At 58.5% G+C, this 1,247-nt stretch carries 2 protein-coding genes; both read right to left on the bottom strand.

Going from position 1 to position 1,247, the window contains the following annotated elements; genetic code table 11:
• Positions 1 to 183: 183 nt before the first annotated feature.
• Entirely contained in the window at positions 184 to 741 is a 558-nt protein-coding gene (locus RIN56_20635) for a phage tail protein (protein MDR7869200.1), read from the bottom strand.
• Positions 738 to 1,061, bottom strand: a complete 324-nt coding sequence (locus RIN56_20630; protein ID MDR7869199.1) for a hypothetical protein — start codon at positions 1,059 to 1,061, stop codon at positions 738 to 740. The genes RIN56_20635 and RIN56_20630 overlap by 4 nt, the downstream gene beginning before the upstream one ends.
• Positions 1,062 to 1,247: the final 186 nt, after the last annotated feature.

Below are 1,247 nucleotides of genomic sequence, written 5' to 3'. Positions count from 1 at the left end.
CGCGGTATCACATACGGAAGGTCGTCTTCCCGGTCTTGATCCCTTGGATCTTTCGGTGGCAGCCACCCGCGAACGATCTGAGGGGCACGCTTCTCACCCTTGGGAGTCTCCAACTCCATATCGGCGACAACCCCCGGCAGGACATCGGCTATTGCGTCCAGACATTCAAGCGTTGTCATCTTCTCACCCCTTCAGCAGGCGGGAAATTTCGTGTTCAAGGCGCACCTGCAGCACCTGGACAGCCGCTTTGGTCGTGAACTCCGAGACACTAGGCGAACCGAGCATCTGCGGCAGTGAGGGCGCGTGCAGTTGCTTGATCGGCAGACTCTTGTTGCCATTCGCACGCCACCAGACACCGACATGGCCGCTTTTCATCCTGGCGACGAAAACCTTCTTGATGGTACCGCCGGCGTCCCGCCGTACCTGAGCATAAACCAGCTTGCCGATACGTTTCCCGGGCGGTTGGTTGGGCCGGATATTGAAATACGACAGAACAATCGGCCGGCCGACGTCCCGGACGGAAGCAAACAGACTGGCCGTGCTGGCGCGCTGTACCTGCAGACGGGCGTCAATCTTGGCCGTCTTAATGGTGTACGTTTCGCGAACCTTCCGCATGCTCGCGGTTTTCGCATGTTCGGCCGCACGGTTCAGCGCCGCCGCGGCCGCCCGCTCAATCCCGTTGGGGACGTTGTGCAACAGCAGGCGGGCCCGTTCGAATTGCTTCTCGTCAAACTCTATCACGATTCATTCGCCTCGAGTCTTACGATAAGCAGTCCACTGTCGACGACACATTCGATTACCATATACAGCACGTCGTCCACCGTAATGGCCTGACCATATACCGGCCGATAGCCCAGGGCCGACTCTTTCACCGACAGCAGGGCAACAGCCTTGAAGATGCCGTCATACTGTTCGCTTTGGCGATCGCTGCGTTCCCGGGTACTGACCTGGTCGATGCTGCATAGGACGGTCTGCCCATCGACGATGTGGTCTTCGGCGTTTTCGTCCCGATCCAGAAAGATATCATCAACGTCAGCCGCCATAATGTCTTTCAGCGACATAAAGCACCTGCTTCCAAAAGAAGGAGGGCCCACACGAGCCCTCCTCCCTTCAGTTCATTCCGCTTACGCGGGGTCTTCGGTAACCTTGTAAACGACTTCCAGGTCGAACGGGGGCAGGTTCGCGGCGGTACCATTGACGGCGGTCATCGTCAAGGACTCGGCCGCGTCCAGCACCTTGTGGGTGGC

The sequence above is a fragment of the Sporomusaceae bacterium genome (assembly GCA_031460455.1).
In the GTDB taxonomy this organism is placed as follows: Bacteria; Bacillota; Negativicutes; order Sporomusales; family UBA7701; genus Anaeroselena.
The sequence above is the reverse complement of the archived record's forward strand: the minus strand, read 5'-3'. Positions and strand labels throughout refer to the sequence as shown.

Coding starts and splice junctions, on each gene's coding strand:
- RIN56_20630 (MDR7869199.1), bottom strand. CDS start 1,061: ATGTCGCTGAAAGACATTATGGCGGCTGACGTTGATGATATCTTTCTG.